Origin of the sequence: Streptomyces sp. TLI_053, from assembly GCF_900105395.1 — a bacterium.
Taxonomy (GTDB): domain Bacteria; phylum Actinomycetota; class Actinomycetes; order Streptomycetales; family Streptomycetaceae; genus Kitasatospora.
The window spans coordinates 6,850,068-6,866,575 of sequence record NZ_LT629775.1; the positions used below are offsets into that span (position 1 = coordinate 6,850,068).

General features: G+C 73.7%; 14 protein-coding genes. 11 read left to right on the forward strand and 3 right to left on the reverse strand.

Going from position 1 to position 16,508, the window contains the following annotated elements:
- Window positions 1-75: 75 nt before the first annotated feature.
- From BLU95_RS28515 to BLU95_RS28530, 4 genes are all read left to right on the forward strand, one after another.
- Window positions 76-534 carry a GNAT family N-acetyltransferase gene (locus BLU95_RS28515; protein ID WP_093862488.1) on the forward strand — a complete coding sequence of 153 codons (459 nt, stop codon included), beginning with the start codon at window positions 76-78 and terminating at the stop codon, window positions 532-534.
- 142 nt (window positions 535-676) lie between these two features.
- Entirely contained in the window at window positions 677-1,924 is a 1,248-nt protein-coding gene (locus BLU95_RS28520) for a Dyp-type peroxidase (protein WP_093862489.1), read from the forward strand.
- Between the two features lie 163 nt (window positions 1,925-2,087).
- Entirely contained in the window at window positions 2,088-2,720 is a 633-nt protein-coding gene (locus BLU95_RS28525) for an RICIN domain-containing protein (protein ID WP_093862490.1), read from the forward strand.
- Window positions 2,721-2,990: 270 nt separating this feature from the next.
- Window positions 2,991-3,692, forward strand: coding sequence for an exonuclease domain-containing protein (locus BLU95_RS28530; protein ID WP_093862491.1), 702 nt, complete (start codon window positions 2,991-2,993; stop codon window positions 3,690-3,692).
- Here the strand turns inward: BLU95_RS28530 and BLU95_RS28535 are convergent.
- From BLU95_RS28535 to BLU95_RS28545, 3 genes are all read right to left on the reverse strand, one after another.
- Complete coding sequence (locus BLU95_RS28535; RefSeq protein WP_093862492.1) at window positions 3,664-4,524, reverse strand: DUF3592 domain-containing protein; 861 nt, start codon at window positions 4,522-4,524, stop codon at window positions 3,664-3,666. The two genes, BLU95_RS28530 and BLU95_RS28535, sit on opposite strands and share 29 nt — an antisense overlap.
- 97 nt (window positions 4,525-4,621) lie before the next feature.
- Window positions 4,622-5,515, reverse strand: coding sequence for a phosphotransferase enzyme family protein (locus BLU95_RS28540; RefSeq protein WP_093862493.1), 894 nt, complete (start codon window positions 5,513-5,515; stop codon window positions 4,622-4,624).
- A gap of 134 nt (window positions 5,516-5,649) precedes the next feature.
- Window positions 5,650-7,935: an MMPL family transporter gene (locus BLU95_RS28545; RefSeq protein ID WP_093865195.1), complete on the reverse strand. Its 2,286-nt coding sequence runs from the start codon at window positions 7,933-7,935 to the stop codon at window positions 5,650-5,652.
- Window positions 7,936-8,501: 566 nt separating this feature from the next.
- On the opposite strand from BLU95_RS28545, the gene BLU95_RS28550 reads away from it, so the two are divergent.
- From BLU95_RS28550 to BLU95_RS44400, 7 genes are all read left to right on the forward strand, one after another.
- Window positions 8,502-10,688, forward strand: a complete 2,187-nt coding sequence (locus BLU95_RS28550) for an MMPL family transporter (protein ID WP_093862494.1) — start codon at window positions 8,502-8,504, stop codon at window positions 10,686-10,688.
- 321 nt (window positions 10,689-11,009) lie between these two features.
- Window positions 11,010-11,216, forward strand: coding sequence for a cold-shock protein (locus BLU95_RS28555; RefSeq protein ID WP_030391310.1), 207 nt, complete (start codon window positions 11,010-11,012; stop codon window positions 11,214-11,216).
- Window positions 11,217-11,373: 157 nt separating this feature from the next.
- Window positions 11,374-13,059, forward strand: a complete 1,686-nt coding sequence (locus BLU95_RS28560; protein WP_093862495.1) for a DEAD/DEAH box helicase — start codon at window positions 11,374-11,376, stop codon at window positions 13,057-13,059.
- Between the two features lie 210 nt (window positions 13,060-13,269).
- On the forward strand, window positions 13,270-13,797 hold the full coding sequence (locus BLU95_RS28565) for an RICIN domain-containing protein (protein WP_159425025.1): 528 nt from the start codon (window positions 13,270-13,272) through the stop codon (window positions 13,795-13,797).
- Window positions 13,798-13,974: 177 nt separating this feature from the next.
- On the forward strand, window positions 13,975-14,706 hold the full coding sequence (locus BLU95_RS28570; protein WP_093862497.1) for a ricin-type beta-trefoil lectin domain protein: 732 nt from the start codon (window positions 13,975-13,977) through the stop codon (window positions 14,704-14,706).
- Window positions 14,707-14,970: 264 nt separating this feature from the next.
- Window positions 14,971-15,696, forward strand: a complete 726-nt coding sequence (locus BLU95_RS28575; RefSeq protein WP_093865196.1) for a ricin-type beta-trefoil lectin domain protein — start codon at window positions 14,971-14,973, stop codon at window positions 15,694-15,696.
- A gap of 45 nt (window positions 15,697-15,741) precedes the next feature.
- The gene (locus BLU95_RS44400; RefSeq protein WP_231977827.1) at window positions 15,742-16,500 is read left to right on the forward strand and encodes a ricin-type beta-trefoil lectin domain protein; all 759 of its coding nucleotides are present in this window, start codon (window positions 15,742-15,744) and stop codon (window positions 16,498-16,500) included.
- Window positions 16,501-16,508 lie beyond the last annotated feature (8 nt).

Consider the following 16,508-nt stretch of genomic DNA (forward strand, 5'->3'; position numbering starts at 1 on the left):
CCCCGCCGCCCCCTCCGTTCTCGGTGCCCGGAAAACCGCTGGCCGGGCGGGCGGGGCGGCTGCGACAGTGCCCGGATGAACAGCACTCCCGACTGGACGCTGCGCCCCGGCCGTCCCGAGGACATCGAGCCGCTCGCGGCGCTGCGCGCCGAGGTCATGCGCACCGACCTGGTCCGCCTCGGCCGCTACGACGAGGACCGGGTCCGCCGGCGCCTGCGGGAGGGCTTCTCCACCCGCTGGACCGCCGTCGTCGAGGTGGCCGGGGTCCTGGCCGGCTGCTGCACCGTCCGCCCCGCCGAGCAGGGCGGACGCCTCCTGGAGCACTTCTACCTCGACCCGGCCCACCAGGGCGTCGGCCTCGGCGGTGCAGTCCTGCGCCGGCTGCTGGCCGAGACCGACGCGGCCGGCGAGCCGGTGCGGCTGATCGTGCTCCGGGGCAGCCGCGCCCGCCGCCTCTACGAGCGGCACGGCTTCGCCTTCGAGCGCGAGGACGGGGTCGACGTCCACCTGCTCCGGCCCGCCGGGGAGCGGTAGGCGGGCCCGTTCGGCGGCTCCCCCCTTCGGGCGGCGAGCGGAGGCGGTCCGGGGCGGGCGTTGCTAGCGTCGAATCCATGATCAGCGGCCCGGCACCGGGTCCGCCCGCGCTCCTGGACCCGCCGCCCCGGAAGGCCCCCCGTTGACCAGTCAGTACACGAGCGACCCGGGCGCCCCCGTCGCCTCGCGCCGCAGCTTCGTCCGCACCGCGCTCGGCGCCGGGGCCGTCGGAGCCCTCGCCCTCGGTACCGCCGGCCCCGCCCCGGGCGCCCCCGCCGCCACCACCGGGCGGATCCCGTTCCACGGCGTCCACCAGGCCGGCATCCTCAACCCGCCCCCCGGCTACGGCACCTTCCTCGCCCTCGACGTCCACGTCAACGACCGCGCCGCACTCGCCGCCCTGCTGCGCACCCTCACCGACCGGATCCGCTTCCTCACCGACGGCGGCACCCCGCCCGACCTCGGCCCCGGCGCCGCACCCTCCGACAGCGGCACCCTCGGCCCCGCCGCCCTGCCCACCGACGACCTCACCGTCACCGTCGGCGTCGGCGCCTCCCTCTTGGACGCCCGCTACGGCCTCGCCGACGCCCGCCCCGCCGGGCTCACCGCGATGCGCACCTTCCCCAACGACGGCCTGCGCCCCGCCGAATGCCACGGCGACCTCTCCCTCCAGGTCTGCGCCACCAGCCGCGACACCGTCCAGCACGCGATCCGCCACCTGCTGCGCGGCACCGGCAAGGCGCTCAGCCCGCGCTGGCAGCTCGACGGCTACCAGAACCGGGCCCGTCCGGCCGGCGCCGCCCGCAACCTGCTGGGCTTCAAGGACGGCATCCAGAACCCCGACACCGGCTCCGCCCAGCAGATGGACGCCCTGGTCTGGGTCGGCGCGGACGCCGGCGGACCGGCCTGGGCGGTCGGCGGCACCTACCAGGTGATCCGCGCCGTCCGCACCCTGGTCGGCCCCTGGGACGAACTGCCCCTGGGCGAGCAGGAGCGGATCATCGGCCGCCGGAAGTCCGACGGCGCCCCGCTCGGCCGCACCAAGGAGGGCGACACCCCCGACTACACCCAGGACCCGAACGGCGCCGTGATCGCCCTCGACTCCCACATCCGCCTCGCCAACCCCCGCACCGACGCCACCCGCGCCGACCGCATCCTGCGCCGCGCCTTCAACTACGACCGTGGCCTCGACGCGGGCGGCGTCCCCGAACTCGGCCTCGCCTTCTGCTGCTACCAGCGCGACATCGCCAGGCAGTTCGAGACCGTCCAGACCCGACTGATCGACGAGCCCCTCGCCCGCTTCCTCCGCCCCACCGGCGGCGGCTACTTCTACGTCCTCCCCGGCGCCCAGGACCCCACCGACTGGCTCGGCCGCACCCTGCTCGGCTAGGGCGTGGTCGGAAGTCGCCTGTCCGCATGGGGTTCTATCTCCGCAACAGGATTGACGTCCTCCCGTGGCGCGGGCGGAGCGCCGCTGTGCAAGCTGGCCACGTTGCGCAGCGGCACCAGGACGGCCGGACCGGCGGTCCCCGCTCCGCGTTCGGGGGATCCCCATGCGGGTACGCAAGACTCTCCTCGGCCTGTCCGCCGCCTCGCTCACGGCCCTGATGTGCGCCGTGGCGGTCCCGGGCGTCGCCTCCGCGCAGCCGGCCCTGCCCGCCTCCGCGCTCACCCTGGGCCGGGCGGTCGCCGACACCCACGCCGACACCCGCGCCGACGGTCCGCAGCGCGAGGCCGGTGCGCGGCAGGCCGTGACCGGCACCTACATCCGGATCAACAGCCTCTACTCGGTGACGTCGGGCCAGTGTCTGGACGCCGACGCCAACAACGGCGGCAACGGGACCAAGGTGCAGGTCTGGGGGTGCAACGGGTCCACGCAGCAGGAGTGGATCTCGTGGAGCGACTACAGCATCGAGAGCGTGCGGTTCCCGGGGATGTGCCTGGACGCGGACACCAACGGGAACGGCGGCAACGGGACCCGGGTCCAGCTGTGGCAGTGCAACGGCGCCACGCAGCAGAAGTGGTTCGTGCGGGCCAACGACGTCGCGATCTACAACTCGCGGTACAACAACGGCTACAACACCGTGCTGGACCGGGACACGAACGTGTCCGGCAACGGCGCCCAGGCGCAGCTGTGGCAGAAGAACTACCAGTCGCAGCAGTGGTGGAGGATCGTCGGCGCGTAGTACCGGTCGTCGGACGGCCGGAGGAGTCCGCTACCGGGGAGTCCGCTACCGGGGAGTCCGCGCCCCCGGCCCGCCGTGACCGGCGGGCCGGGGGCGCGGACGCGTTCGCGGGGCCCGCTGCCGGGGCCGCCCGCGACCGGCCGGTCGGGGTGCCGCCGGCTGGTGCCGCGGGGCTCCGGCGGGCGGGGGTGCGGGCCCCAGCGGCCGGATTGTCGGAGGGGCGGGTGATGATAGGGGCTGTTCGAGTGGAGGACGGAAGGACGCATTCCTATGAGCTGGTGGCAGCAGCCACTGGTCGGCTTCGACCTGGAGACCACGGGTACCGACCCGGCCGTGGACCGGATTGTCACGGCCGCCCTCGTGGACACCGTCGGGGACCGCCGGCTGGATGCCACCGGGTGGCTGCTCGACCCGGGGGTGCCGATCCCCGCGGAGGCGGCGGCGATCCACGGGATCGGGGACGACCTGGCGCGGGCCAAGGGGCGGCCCGCCAAGGAGGCGGTGGACGAGATAGCCGGCGCGCTGTGCGCCCGGCTCGCCGAGGGGTGGGCGGTGGTGGCGTTCAACGCCCCGTTCGACCTCTCGATGCTCGACGCCGAGCTGCGCCGGTACGGGCTGCCGGCGCTGGCCGAGCGGCTCGGCGGGCCGGTCGTGCCGGTGCTCGACGCACTGGTGATCGACCGCGCGGTGGACAAGTACCGCAAGGGCTCGCGGACCCTGCAGCGGGTCTGCGAGGTGTACGGCGTCGAGCTGACCGACGCCCACGAGGCGGGCAGTGACGCCCTCGCCGCCGTCCGGGTCGCGGTGGCCCTCGCCGAGCGCTACCCGGACCAGGTCGGCGCCGTCCCGGTGGCCGAGCTCCACGCCCGTCAGGTCGACTGGCACCGGGCCTGGGCCGAGGACCTCCAGGCCTGGCTCCGCCGGGCCAAGGACCCGGAGGCGGTCATAGACCCCCGCTGGCCTCTGCGCTGATCCCGCCCCCGAGCAGCAGGGCCTTGGCGGCGGCGAACTCGGCGGCGTCGAGGGCGCCCTCGCGCCGGAGCGCGGCGAGGCGTTCGAGGGCGGACACGACACCGCCGTCCTGCGGGGCGGCGGTGCGGGCGGCGATGGTGACGTGGAGGTTCTCCGGATCGTCGGGGTGGTAGCGGACCTCGGCGCCGTCGCCGGGGCGCGGGGCGCGGCCGGGCGGGAAGGTGTCGACGGTGGCGGCCGTGCGGTCGGCTCCGTCGACGGTGCGGAAGCCGACGGTGACGCGCAGCTCGGGGTCCTCGTCGTCGGTCGCCCCGGTGCCGGTGACGCGGGTGATCAGGGCCGGGACGGTGATGCCCTCCCGGTCCAGCCGCTCCTGTCGTCCGGCGGCCAGCCGGTGGGCGCGCCAGCGCCGGGCGCCGTGCCGGTCCAGGGCGGCGGTGAGCAGGGCGAGCGGGAGGACGGGCGCGAGCAGCCAGGGCCGGGCGGTCCCCCCGGCGAGGGCCGCGCCGAGCAGGCCGGCGGCCAGGCAGCCGAGCAGGACGCCCCGGTCGGAGGTGGCCGAGGGCTCGGTGGTGGGGGCGTCGCCGTGGGCGGTGGTGGCGGCGGCCACCAGGGCCGCCAGCCAGAGCAGCGGCCCGAGGACGAGCAGGAGGACGGTGGGCAGGGCGCCGCAGTGCCGTTCGGGGCCGCAGGCGTCGGCGGCGAACGCCCGGACGGCGCCGGTGGCGGTGAGCCAGCCGGTGGCCGCGGTGAGGACGGCGGTGACGGCGAGTCCGACGATCCGGCCGCGGCTCAGGCGCGGTCCGAGGGCGATGGGGCGATCGGTGGCCATGGGCCGGAGTGTAGGGGGATCCGGCGAACTCCCGGGGTCGTGCCCGCGACGGTGGTGACCGTCCCGCGCCACCGCGCGCGGGACGGCCGACCGGGCGTCAGAACGGGTACCAGCGCACCTCGGTGGCGCCGGTCCGCAGCGAGTCCACCCGGCGCCGGAACTCGGCCAGTGCCGCCGGGTTGCCCGGTGCCTGCTGGGCGACCCAGGAGGCGCTGGCCGTCTCCCTGGCCCCGCGCAGCACCGCGAAGCCGGGCCACTCGCGCACGTCCCAGCCGTACGCCGCGGTGAACTCCCGGTAGTCCGCGTCCGGCACGCCGTACCGGTCGTGGCTGAGCGCGAGCACCACCAGGTCGTGCTCGCGCAGGTCGTGCGCGACGAACTCCAGGTCGAGCAGGACGGGCCCGTCCGGGCCGACGTGGACGTTGCGCGGCAGCGCGTCGCCGTGGATCACCCCGGTCGGCAGGTGCGGGACGAGCGCGGCCGCCGCGGCGGCGAAGGAGTCCCGGCGGTCGCGCAGGAAGTCGACGTCGGCCGGGTCGACGTGGCCCTCGGCGGAGGCGAGCCAGCGCTCGACGGGGGCGAGCAGGTCGCGGCGGCCGAGCGCGAACGGCGGCTCGGGCAGCCGGTGCACGGCGTGCAGCAGCGGGGCGAGGTCCACCGGGCGGGCGGGCCGTTCGGCGGGGGCGAGCCGGTGCCAGAAGGTGACCGGGTGCCCTTCGGCGAGCCGGGGCCCGGCGGGCACCGCGTCGTACGGGCGGACCACCGGGACGTCGTGGCCGGCCAGCCAGTCGGCGACGGCGAGTTCACGGCGGGCCCGGTCGCGCAGTTCGGGCGCGCGGCCGACCTTGGCGACCACGGCCGGGTCGCCGAGGTCGAAGACGGCGTTCTCGCCGAGGGCGAGCAGCCGGGCGCCGGTGGGTTCGGGCAGGCCGGCGGACTCGCAGGCACGGGCGAGCAGCAGCCGCGCCCGCCCCTCGTCGAAGCGGTGCATGAGGGTGTTGGTTTCCTTCGTGACAGCCGGGTGAGGGTGGGCGATCATTCTGGCAAACGGGTGCCGGGCCCCGCGCGACGCGGGGCCCGGCGGTTGTCCGGGGTCTGCGGGCCCGGGGACCCGACGGGGAAGGGTCAGACCCCGATCCGGCGGTGCCGGGCCTGCGGGACGCGCGGTTCGTCGGTGCCGGTGCCGGTGCCGGTGCCGGCGCCATGGCCAGTGGCAGTGCCGGCGGCCGGGGCGGGCGGAGCACCGGCGCCGAGCGGCGGGACGCTCTCCCCGTGGGAGAAGTCGGGCAGCCAGGCGAGCCAGCGCGGCAGGTACCAGTTGCGCTCGTCGAGCAGGGTCATCACCGAGGGCAGCAGCACCGCGCGGATGATCGTCGCGTCGATCAGCACCGCGACCGCGAGGCCGACGCCCATCTGCTTCATGGCCTGCATGGAGAGGGTGCCGAAGACCGCGAAGACCGCCACCATGATCACGGCCGCGCTGGTGACCACCCCGGCCGTGGAGCGGATGCCGTGGGCGATCGCGACCCGGGTGGGCAGGCCCCGGTCACGGCCCTCCTTGATCCGGGAGACCACGAAGACGTGGTAGTCCATCGACAGGCCGAAGAGGATCACGAAGAGGAACAGCGGCACCCAGGACTCGACCGCGCCGACGCCCGCGGTGCCGAGCAGCGAGGCCCCGACGCCGTGCTGGAAGACCAGCGTCAGCACCCCGTACGCGGCGCCGACCGAGAGCAGGTTGAGCACCACGGCGGTGCCGGCGACGGCCAGCGAGCGGAAGGAGGTGAGCATGAGCAGGAAGGCGAAGGCGACCACGAAGCCGAAGACCACCGGCATCGACCCGGTCATCTTGGCGTTGAAGTCGTAGGAGCCGGCGGTGCGGCCGGTGACCGGGGCCTCGGTGCCGGGCACCGCGAGCACGGTGGCGGGCACGAGGTCCTCGCGCAGGGTGCGCAGGGCGGCGTTGCTGACCTCGTCGTTGCCGCTGCCGTTGAGCGGGATGTCGACGGTGGCCACGTTCTGCTCGGGGTGGACGGTGACGTCGACCGGTCCGTGCATCCGGCCGGAGGCCAGCGCGCGGGCCTGGAGGTCGGCGATCGCGGCGGTCATCGCGGGGGAGTCGATGTCGGTGGCCCTGATCACCACGGAGGCGGGCGCGGGGCTGCCGGGGAAGGCGGCCTCGATCTTCTGCGAGACGGCGACCAGCTCGTTGCCCTTCGGCAGCTGCTGCTGGAAGGTCAGGTTGGCGGTGTGCATGGTGAGCAGCGGCGCGGCCAGGCCGATCAGCACGGCGCCGGACAGGGTGGCGGCGGCCAGCGGGCGGCGCAGCACCGGGGTGAGCACGGCGTTCCAGAAGCGGCCGCCGCCGGTGGCGGCGTCGGGGCGGCGCAGCCGGTGCAGGAAGGGCACCCGGCCCTTGTCGACCCGGTCGCCGAGCATCGAGAGCAGGGCGGGCAGCACGGTGAGCGAGCCGAGCACGGCGGTGACGACGACCACGATGGTGGCGTAGGCCATGGCCTTGAACTCGGCGATGCCGGTGAGGAACATGCCCGCCATGGCGATCACCACGGTGACGCCGGAGACCAGCACGGCCCGGCCGCTGGTGGCGGCGGCGATCCGCAGCGAGGTGTCGAGGTCGCGCCCGGCCGCCCGCTCCTCGCGTTCGCGGCGCAGGTAGAAGAGGCAGTAGTCGACGCCGACGGCGAGGCCGACCAGCAGCATCACCGAGCTGGCGCTGTTGCTGGTGTGCAGGATCCCGCTGCTGAGGGCGACGAGTCCGCCGGCCGCGACGAAGGCGGTGATCGCGAGCAGGACGGGCAGGACGGCGGCGACCAGCGCGCCGAAGGCGACCAGCAGGATGCCGAGGGCGAGCGGGACGGCCGTCCACTCGGCCCGGGCGAAGTCGTCGGCGAACTGCTCGTCCATCCACTTGCCGGAGCTGGCGTCGCCGAGCTCCACCACGGTGAGGTCGGGGTGCTGCTTCTGGACGGCGGCGACGGCGTCGACCACGGCGCCGACGTTGGCGGTGGCCTCCTCGTGGTCGCCCCGCACGGTGAGCTGGACGAGCGCGGAGCGGCCGTCGGCGGAGACGGCCCTGGTGTCGTAGGGGGAGCGGACGTCGGTGGCCTTGCCGGTGCCGTTGACCCCGGCGATCACCTGGTCGACGACGGCGCGGAAGGCGGGGGCGTCGGCGGTCCGGTCGGTGCTCTGGATCAGGACGGTCTCGGTGGACGGGGACTTCAGTCCGGCCCGGTCGAGGATCTCGGCGGCCCGGGAGACCTGGCCGGGCATGGCCTCGGCCTCGTCGACCTGGGTGCTGCCGTGCAGGCCGCCGAGGAAGGTGGCGAGGACGACGAACAGCAGCCAGCCGAAGACGGCGGTCTTTCTGTGCCGGGCGCTCCAGGCGCCCATGGCGGCGGCCATGCCGGGCTTGGTCTTCACGGTTCCCCCAGGAAGAGCGGCCGGCGCCGGTGGCGGGCGCGGGCCGGGTGTACGGCGGTGGTCGGCCGCCGGAGTGGGCGCCGGGTGCGGTCCGGCGTCGTGATCGACCCTAGGGAAGCGCGTGTTGACGGGGTATCCGGCTGGCGGGGGAGTGCGCCCTGTGGTCCTCCTCGGGGGTGGGGTGGGGTTTTCCCTACCCGTCTACCCTGATATCTCCTCCTGGGGTCAGGGGAGCAAGCTCCACCCTGAGGGGGAGCCGTCTCCACCCCGAGTACGAGGTCAAGCCGGTCCTCCGCACGCGAAAATGGCTCGGGGACACTTCGCGGCGTCCCCGAGGGGGTCGGACTGCGGCATCGGGTCACGGGGAAAACTGCTTGCCGGTCGGCTAGCAAGTGACCGTAGGATGAGCCCCTCCGAGTACTTACCTGCCGACCGGCTAGACCTGTGCCCCGCACAAGTCGGGCCGATCCGATCCGTCGCCCGACGTCCCGTCCCCCAAGGGCTGCGGTGAACCATGCCCAGGAGGCATCACGAGCATGTTCCACCGACTAGGACATTTTGTCGTCCGTCGCGCCTGGTGGGTGATCGCGGCGTGGGTCGTCGCGATGATCGCCATCGCCGTCTCGGCCCCGAAGATCACGGCCCAGACCGACGAGGCCGCGTTCCTCCCCAAGCACTACGAGTCCATCCAGGCCGCGCAGTTGCAGGAGAAGGCGTTCCCGTCGAGCTTCACGCCCTCCGCGCTCGCGCTGTTCGAGCGCAACGACGGCGCCCCGCTGACGGCGGAGGACAAGGCCGCCGCGGCGAAGATCGTCCAGGGCCTCACCGACAAGAAGATCGAGCACGTCGAGCAGATCGTCCCGGTCAGTGACCAGACGACCTCCAAGGACGGCAAGTACGCGCTGGCGCCGATCGCGATCGACAAGACCACCCAGAACTCGGAGAAGTTCGGCGAGGTCGCCAAGGAGATCCGTACCGAGGGCAAGAAGCTCGCCGAGGGCACCGCGCTGAAGTACCAGCTCGGCGGCCAGGCCGCCCAGCAGCTGGACCAGCAGGAGTCCTCCGGCGCGGCCGATGCCGTCATCGGCATCAGCAGTGTCGTCCTGGTCGCGATCATCGTCGGTCTGATCTTCCGCAGCGTGCTGGCCGGCCTCCTGCCGGTGCTGCTCTCGCTGATGATCGCGATGCCGACCGCGAACGGTCTGATCGCCTACGCCACCAAGGCCTTCGACCTGAAGTCCACCCCGGTGCTGTCGGCGATCCTCATCGTCGTCGTGCTCGGTGTCGGTACCGACTACTTCCTGTTCCTCGCCTTCCGCTACCGCGAGCGGCTGCGGGCGGGCGACACCCGGCAGGAGGCCGTGGTCAACGCCGTCTCCCGGGTCGGCGAGGCGATCGCCTCCGCGGCCGGCGCGGTCACCGTCGCCTTCGCGGTGCTGGTCCTCTCCAGCCTCGGCATGTTCAAGGCGCTCGGCCCGGCGCTGGCCATCGCGGTCGTCGTCACCGCCTTCGCCTCGCTCACCCTGGCCCCGGCCGTGCTCACGGTCATCCCGGCCCGCGGCGTGTTCTGGCCCGGCAAGAAGTGGATGCACGAGCCGAGCGACGCCCGGTTCGCCGCGCTCGGCCGCGTGGTCGAGAAGCGGCCGGCCCTGGTGGCCGTCGCCTCCGGCGGTGTGCTGCTGGCCCTGACCGCCGGCGCCCTCAACTACAACGGCACCTTCGACCTCGCGGGCAGCTCCATGCCCAAGACCGCGGAGTCGATGGTCGTCCAGGACAAGCTGGTCAACGGCTTCTCGGCCGGTGCCGCGGACCCGACGCACGTCTACCTGACGGCCGACGGCGGCGCGAAGCTCGACCAGGGCGCGTTCGCCGGTTACGCCGCCAAGCTCGGCGCCGTCCCCGGCGTCGCCGACGCGCCCGCGACGCCGCAGCTCAGCAAGGACGGCGCGACGGCGGACTTCACCGTGCTGCTCAAGCACGAGCCGTCCAGCAACGACGCGATCGACACGGTCACCGAACTGCGCGAGGTCGCCCACGCCCAGGCGCCGTCCGGGACCGATGCCAAGGTCGGCGGCATCACCGCGATCTACAAGGACATCAACCTGGCGATGAGCCACGACTACAAGCTGGTGTTCCCGATCGCGGGTCTGCTGATCCTGCTGATCCTGGCCCTCCAGCTGCGCAGCGTGGTCGCCCCCTGGTACCTGATGGCCTCGGTGGGCCTCGGCTTCACCGCCACCCTCGGCTCCTCGACCCTGCTGTTCCAGAACATCAAGGGCGAGCACGGCATGATGTTCATGCTGCCGATCCTGATCTACCTCTTCGTGGTCGCGATCGGTACCGACTACAACATCCTGATCATCGCCCGACTGCGCGAGGAGGCCCGGGCGGGCCGCAGCCCGCGCGAGGCGGCCCGCGAGGCGGTGCGCCACGGCGGCCCGACCGTCGCGGCGGCCGGCTTCATCCTGGCGGTGTCGTTCGCGACCTTCATGCTCGCGGGCAACATCTTCATGCTGGAGTTCGGCTTCGGCATGGCCTTCGGCATCGCGCTGGCGGCCTTCGTGATGGCGATGTTCTTCACGCCGGCGCTCACCGCGCTGGTCGGCAAGGCGGCCTGGTGGCCCGGTCACGGCGGCGACGCCACCGGTGACCACGGCGCGGCCGTTCCGCCGGCGGGCGCGCACAGCGCCCACGGTCTGCCGGAGTCGGCCGGACGGCGCTGACCGCCCGTTCCGCCGGTCGCCAGAGACCGCTGGTCAGACAATCAGGCAAACGGCGCCCGCCTCACGGCGGGCGCCGTTTGCCCGTTCCGCCGATCCGGCAAACGTGATCTGTGCGGCAGAAACTCCCCGGTCAATCGGGGTGCGGACGTGCTAGAGTCGACTCAGTTGCAGTTTTGGTTCCCATGAACGTATGTGTGCGCCTGCTGGTACCAACCAACAGGCGCATTTGTTTTGTCCGGTGTTTCAGCCTCCGGATGGGGATCGCGGCTACTTGGGGTCCACGAGGTGTGGGCTCCGATGCCCCAGTTAGAGGAGACGGTTATGGCTACCGGCACCGTGAAGTGGTTCAACAGCGAAAAGGGCTTCGGCTTCATCGAGCAGGAGACTGGCGGCCCGGACGTGTTCGCCCACTACTCGAACATCACGGCTCAGGGTTTCCGTGAGCTGCTCGAGGGCCAGAAGGTCGAGTTCGACGTCACCCAGGGCCAGAAGGGCCCGCAGGCCGAGAACATCCGCGTCATCGGCTGACGTCAGCCTCCGCTGACGCGCGATTTCGCGTAGCGAGGGCCCGCACCGCACGGTGCGGGCCCTCGCCCATGCCGCCGAACGGCCGGGGCGGCGAACTCCTTTCCGACGGCCGGACCAGCCCCTCACCCGGGGCTGTCACGCTCTGGACGGAGATCCCGTGACCACCCCTGCCCAGCCGCACCGCGACGGCGGTCGTTCCCGCAAGCCCCGCACCGGCGCCCCGCGCACCGGCGGCGCCCCGCGTACCGGTGCCCCGCGCACCGGCGCCTCCTCCCGGCCCCCGCGCCGCAACGCCCCCCGGGTCGCCGAGCCCGCCGAATTCACCGTGGTCGAGGGCACCCCGGCCCGCCCGCCGGCGGCGAGCTTCGCCGAGCTGGAGCTCCCCAAGGGCATCCTGAGCGCGCTGACCCGCCAGGGCGTCACCGAGCCGTTCCCGATCCAGGCCGCCACCCTCCCCGACTCGATCGCCGGGCGCGACGTGCTCGGCCGGGGCCGCACCGGCTCCGGCAAGACGCTGGCCTTCGGCCTGTCGCTGCTCGCGCGCACCGCCGGCCGTCGGGCCGACGCCCGGCACCCGCTGGCGCTGGTGCTGACGCCCACCCGCGAGCTGGCCCAGCAGGTCACCGAGGCCCTCACCCCGTACGCCACCGCTGTCAACCTGCGGATCGCCACCGTCGTCGGCGGCATGTCGATCACCCGGCAGGCCAACGCGGTGCGCCGCGGCGCCGAGGTCCTGGTCGCCACCCCCGGCCGACTGGACGACCTGATCGGGCGCGGCGACGTCAACCTCTCCGACGTCGCGATCACCGTGCTCGACGAGGCCGACCAGATGGCCGACATGGGCTTCCTGCCGCAGGTCACCAAGCTGCTGGAGCAGGTCGCCGAGGGCGGGCAGCGGATGCTCTTCTCCGCCACCCTGGACCGCAACGTCGACCGGCTGGTCAAGCGCTTCCTGAACGACCCGGTGACCCACTCGGTGGACCCGTCGGCCGGTGCGGTCACCACCATGGACCACCACCTGCTCCAGCTGGACCCGGCGGACAAGGCGTCCACCACCGCCCACATCGCCTCCCGCGACGGGCGCGTGATCATGTTCGTGCACACCAAGCACGGTGCGGACCGGCTCGCCAAGCAGCTGCTGGCCAACGGCGTGAAGGCGGCCGCCCTGCACGGCGGCAAGTCCCAGCCGCAGCGCAACCGGGTGCTCGACCAGTTCCGCGACGGTCATGTCACCGCGCTGATCGCCACCAACGTCGCCGCCCGCGGCATCCACATCGACGGCCTCGACCTGGTCGTCAACGTCGACCCGCCGATCGACCACAAGGACTACCTGCACCGCGGCGGCCGCACCGCCCGGGCCGGCGAGTCCGGCACCGTCGTCACGCTCGTCCTGCCGGACCAGCGGCGCGAGGTCAGCCGGCTGATGACGGTGGCCGGGATCCGTCCCACCACCACGAAGATCCGCCCGGGCGACGTCGAGCTCACCCGGATCACCGGTGCCCGCACCCCGAGCGGTGTGCCGGTCACCGTGGCCGTGCCCGCGCCGGCCGCGCCGGCCCAGGCCGCCGGCGGCGAGGGCGGGGGCGCCGGGAAGACCTCCGCCCCGCGCCGGCGCTCCGGCAAGCGCTCCGGGCTGCCGACCGACGTCGACATGAACGGCAACCCGCGCCGGCCCCGGCCCAAGCAGCGCACCGGCGCCGCGGCCGGCGGCGGTCAGGGCGGCGGCGCGTCGCGCCAGGCGGCCGGCTTCATCGGCCGCTCCTCCGGGCGGGCGAAGCCGGGCAGCGGCTCCAAGTCCGGCTCCAACTACGGCACCGGCCGCCAGCGCCGCCAGGGCGACTGACCGACCCGACGTCCGACGGCCCGGCTCCCCCCACGCGGGGGAGCCGGGCCGTCGGCGTATACCCCCCTGGGGGGAACTCCGTGGATCCGCATTGACGGCACACGGCCGACCCCGAAGGCTGGCCGGCGGGCCCGGCAGACCGGTGGGCCGTCAACTCGACCGCCCTGGCGCACGGTTGGCCTCGGCGGCGAACCCGGAAAGGGAGTTCCCGTGCGCCGAACCGCCGTGCCGCTCGCCGCTCTGCTGCTGGCCGGAGCCGTCACCCTGGCCGCCCCGGCCGCCGCCGGGGCGGTCCCGCCGTCCTCCGGGGCGCCGTCGGCGGTCACCGCCGGCGACCTGCCGGGGCCGTTCGTCCAAGGGGCGTTCGTCGGCTACCTCGACAAGTGCCTGACGGTGCGGAACGACTCGGTCGCCCGCTTCCTCCTCGCGCTGTACTACCCCTGCCGGGGCGCCGCGGACCAGGTCGTCAAGGTCGCGGTCGGCGGGACGCTCCAGCACCGCGGGTACTGCATGATGCCCGAACCCGGCCGCTGGCGGCGCGAGACCCCGGTGGTGTTCTCCCAGTGCCTCGGCACGCTGGAGGAACAGTGGGAGTTCCGGGCGGACGGCACGATCCGCAACCCCTGGACCGACCTCTGCCTCGACGTCCCGCGGGCCACGGGCCGGGACGGCGTCCAGCTGATCCTCTGGGACTGCGTCGGTGGTGCCAACCAGCGGTGGCGCGTCGTTCCCTCCTGACCGGGTCCGCGGCCGGGCCAGGCCTCGGCGTGGCCGGGGTGGCGGATAGTCACCCCCGCCCGGTTGACCGTGTGCACGTGTCACCGGGACGCTCTCCGGTGGCTCTCGTGCCCGCCGCTCCGGCCCCGCACCCGAAGGGCCGGGCGGCCGCCGCCCCGTCTCCGGAAGGACCTTCCGATGCGCCGCACCTCCGTGCTCCTGACCGCCGCCGCCGTGCTCGGCGCGGCCGCCTCGTTCTCCGTCCCGCTCGCCGCCCCGGCCGCCGCGGCCCCGGCGGCTGCCGGCTGCCAGGCCTATGTCGTCCCGGCGATCAACAACGCCGCGGGGACCTGTTCCGGGATCGACCCGCGACAGAGCTGGGCGGTCATGGCCAGCTGCGACTACTGGGACTACAACCACGTTCGCCGCAGCCGTCCGACCGCCAGTGCCCTGATGCTCGGCGACGGCACCGCCTACGCCCCCTGCGGCCTCACCGAAGACATCGTGAGCCCCTTCATCTACTACGGGGAGCTCGTCCCCAACGGCCCGGTCGGGCCGATCAGCGGCTACGCGGGCAAGTGTGTGGACGTGAAGAACGGCACCTCGGCCGACCGCACACCCGTGCAGATCTTCGCCTGCAACGGCACCGCCGCCCAGCAGTGGAAGATCGCCGAGGACGGGACGATCCGCGCCCTGAACAAGTGCCTGGACGTGGCCGCCGCCGGGACGACGAACGGCACCAAGGTGCAGCTGTACACGTGCAACCGCACCGGCGCCCAGCAGTGGCGGGTCCGCGCGGACGGCTCGATCCTCAACCCGGCCTCCGGCCGCTGCCTGGACAACCTCGGCTTCTCCACCACCGACGGCAACCAGCTCGGTATCTGGGACTGCAACGGCCTGGAGAACCAGATCTGGCACGTCCCCGCCTGACCCCGGCGCCCGCGCGTGCGTGCGGCGGCGGGCCGGTGGTTTCCGGACGGATCGTCCGGGGCCCCGGCCTGCCGTCGCTTCCGCACGTCCGTTCGTACCGGTGCCCGTCCGTGGACGGATCGTTGGCGTGATCATCTCCCCCCGTTGTTGACCGTGGGCACGCATCCCCCCGAGGCTTCACGCGTCCCGCACAACCGGTACACCGTCATCACGGTTCCCGGCCGGCGGGCAGACCGGTTCATCGTCTTCGGAAGGACCTTCCTGATGCGTCGTACCGCCGCGCTCCTCGGCTCCGCCCTCCTGCTGGGCGGGGCCGCCGCCCTCGCCTCGCCCGCCACCGCCGCCCCGGCCGCGGGGAACTGCTACGCCTACACCGGCGCCTGGAACGCCTACGGCGTCTGCAACGGCAGCGACCCGCTCCAGGGCTGGTACGTCACCGCCACCTGCCAGTCCTGGAACGTCGACCACACCGTGCCGTTCTACCGCACCGCCATCGGCGGCCTGGTGTTCGGCGACGGCACCTCGGTCGCCTCCTGCGGGATCAACGACACCCTGAGCTTCCCGCACATCGTCTACGCCGGCCGCCTCCCCACCCAGCCCGCCGGTCCGGTCGGCCCGATCACCGGCTACGCCGACAAGTGCGTGGACGTGAAGGGCGCCAGCAGTGCCGACCGCACGCCGGTGCAGATCTACGACTGCAACGGCACCAACGCCCAGCAGTGGAAGATCGCCGTGGACGGCACCGTCCGCGCCTTCAACAAGTGCCTCGACGTCACGGGCGCGGCCACGGGCAACGGCACCAAGGTCCAGCTGTACACCTGCAACGGGACCGGTGCCCAGCAGTGGCAGGTCCGCGCGGACGGCTCGATCCTCAACCCGGCCTCCGGCCGCTGCCTGGACGACCTGGGCTTCTCCACGGAGAACGGCAACCAGCTCGGCATCTGGGACTGCAACGGCGCCGCCAACCAGGTCTGGCACGTCCCCGCCTGACGCGTGTCGTTCCCCCCGCCCCCGCGACCTCCCAGGAGCTTCCCCGTGCGCCGTACCGCCTCCGTGTTCGCCACCGCCCTGCTCGCCGCCGCTGCCGCGCTCACCGCGCCCTCCGCCCACGCGGCGGGGAGCACCGCCCCGCGGGCCACCCCGCCCGCACCGGTCGCGAACGCCGCGGCCGCGCAGAACTGTTCCATTACCGGCTTGGTCTACGGCGCCACCGGGACCTGTACCGGCCTCGACCCGAACCAGACCTGGAGCGTCGGCGGCTGGTGCCAGGCCTGGGAGAACGGCTTCCCGGTCACGAAGCCGCTCTTCGGCCCGACGGCCGTCGGTGACGGCACGGTCGGCGCGTCCTGCGTCATGGGCGGGACGGTGGCCTTCGTCCAGATCGTGTTCGGCCCCACGCCCCCGGCCGGGCCGACCGGCCGGATCACCGGGTACGCGGACAAGTGCGTGGACGTGCGCGGCGGCAGCAACGGCAACAGCACCCCGGTCCAGATCTGGGACTGCACCGGCGCCGCCGGCCAGCAGTGGAAGGTGGCGGCGGACGGGACGGTCCGTGCCCTCGGCAAGTGCCTGGACGTGCAGGGCGGCCGGACCGGCCAGGGCACCCTGGTGCAGATCTACGACTGCAACGGCACCGGTGCCCAGCAGTGGCAGGCCCGGCCCGACGGTTCCCTGCTCAACCCGCAGTCCGGCCGCTGCCTGGACGACCTGGGCTTCTCCACCACGAACGGCAACCAGCTCGGCATCTGGGACTGCAACGGCGCCGCCAACCAGGTCTGGCACCTGCCGGTCTGACGCGTTGT